Below are 1,946 nucleotides of genomic sequence, written 5' to 3' on the forward strand. Positions count from 1 at the left end.
GAGCACGGCGCCGCGCCGGACCATCAGCGCCATCAGCGCCGGGTCGACCGCCCGCGCCCAATCGCCGAGCGGCGCCGCGCGGGCGGCGGCCCGGAAGGCCAGCACGGCGACCACGGGAATCGCCAGCAGCCACCAGGGGCGTAGGAGCGCGTAGGCGTCGAAGAGGGTCATCGCCGAACGCTCCCTCGGTGGAGAGGGCCCCCCTCTCCCCGCAGGCGGGGAGAGGCCCGCAGGCACCTCGTCGTGCCTGCGGGAAGCGCAGGCGAAGCCGAAGCGGCGGTGAGGGGGCGTTTCCGAAGGCGGGCGTCCGGAAGCACCCCCTCACCTTCGGCTGCCGCCTCGCCGCGCCGACGACGAGGTCGGCGCGGCCCTCTCCCCGCAGGCGGGGAGAGGGGATGCGCGGTATTGGTCGCGCCGAAGTCTCGCGCCCGCTCGAAGAGACTAGCACGAAGACGCTTCATCCCCGCCTCCGGGAGGCCAGCAGCAGCCCGGCGCAGGCGAAGGCCAGCGCCGCGGGCCAGGGCCAGAGGTCGCGGCGCAGAGGCACCGGGGGGGCCTTGGCACGGCCCCCCTCCAGGGTGTCGATGGCGTCGGCGACCGCGACGAGGTCGTCGGTGGTCTTCACCCGGAAGGCCTTGCCGCCGGTGATCTCGGCCATCTCCCGGAGCGTCTCGGTGTCGACCACGTCCTGCTCGCCGTCGGCGTCGGCCATGTCGCGGGGACCGAGCGCGATCGTGTAGACCTTGATCCCGAGCTCCTTCGCCAGCGCCGCCACGTCCTTCGGCGTGGTTTGGCCGGCGTTGTTGGCGCCGTCGGAGAGCAGGATCACCGCCTTCGAGGACGCGACCGGTTGCCCCTCGCCGCCGGAATCCTTCGGGTCGAGCCGGCGCAGCGCCAGCCCGAGGCCGTCGCCGATGCCGGTGGAACGGCCGACGAGGCCGATGGTCGCCTCCTCCAGGGCCCGCGCCACGCTCGCCGTGTCGAAGGTGAGCCCGGCGGCCACGAAAGCCTGGTCGGCGAAGATCACCAGGCCGATGCGGTCGCCGGCCCGGCGGCGGATGAAGTCGGCGCCGACGCGCTTGACCGCGACGAGTCGGTTCACGGTCTCGCCGTCGAGGGAGAAGTCGCGTCGCTCCATCGAGCCGGACAGGTCCATGGCGAGCATGATCTCGCGGCCCGAGGCCGGCAGCGCCGTCGCCGGCAGGACGAGGCGCGGACCAGCGAGCGCCACGACGAGCGCCGCCCACAGGGTCCAGATCGACCAGGTCCGGCGCCGGCCGCGGGCGGCAATGTCGGCGCCGGCCTCCGCCTGCGCCACCAGCGAGGCCGGGACGCGCAACGCGCCGCTGCCGCCGGCGGCTTCCGCCGGGACGAAGCGCTGAACCAGCAGCGGCAGCGGCAGGAGCAGCAGCGCCAGCGGCGCGGCCCAATCGAACGCGGAGGCGAGCGCCGTGACCCAGGCCGGGAGCAGGCTCATCCGCGGATCCGCCCGATCAGGCGCCCGAGCTCGGCGTCGAGGGCGGCCGGATCCGGCCGGTCGCCGCGGCGGTAGAGCCCCTCGACGAGGGTGCACCCGGCGCCCGCCGTGAAAAAGGTGGTGGAAAACAGCCCGTCGAGCCTCTGCGCCCACGCCGTCCCTTGCGCCGCGGCGGCCTCCCCGCCGTGCAGGGTGCGGGCGAGGCGGCGCAGCAGCCGGGCCTGTGCCACGAGGCGCGCGTCCGGATCGAGGCTTCGTGCGGCGGACAAGTCGCGCAACGCCGCCCGGCGCAGAGTGGCGCGGGCGCGGACACGAAGATAGCGCACCAGCCCGACGAGCAGCGCGGCGGCGAATCCCGCGAGGATCGCGACGACGACCTCGCCGGAGATCGCCCCCGCCGCCTGGTTCGGCAGGTGAAGCCCGCGCAGGGCGTCGAGGGTGGGCGGGGCGTCGGCGGGGGTCATGGTTC

General features: G+C 75.1%; 2 protein-coding genes and 1 pseudogene. All 3 read right to left on the minus strand.

Going from position 1 to position 1,946, the window contains the following annotated elements:
- Positions 1 to 171: pseudogene (locus FV229_RS28615) on the minus strand (VWA domain-containing protein); the annotation flags it as partial.
- Positions 172 to 457: 286 nt separating this feature from the next.
- Positions 458 to 1,477, minus strand: coding sequence for a VWA domain-containing protein (locus tag FV229_RS26630; RefSeq protein ID WP_147754787.1), 1,020 nt, complete (start codon positions 1,475 to 1,477; stop codon positions 458 to 460).
- Entirely contained in the window at positions 1,474 to 1,941 is a 468-nt protein-coding gene (locus FV229_RS26635; protein WP_147754788.1) for a DUF4381 family protein, read from the minus strand. Before FV229_RS26635 ends, FV229_RS26630 begins: the two co-directional genes overlap by 4 nt.
- Between the last annotated feature and the right edge of the window lie 5 nt (positions 1,942 to 1,946).

The sequence above is a fragment of the Methylobacterium sp. WL120 genome (genome assembly GCF_008039465.1).
Taxonomy (GTDB): Bacteria; Pseudomonadota; Alphaproteobacteria; order Rhizobiales; family Beijerinckiaceae; genus Methylobacterium; species Methylobacterium cerastii.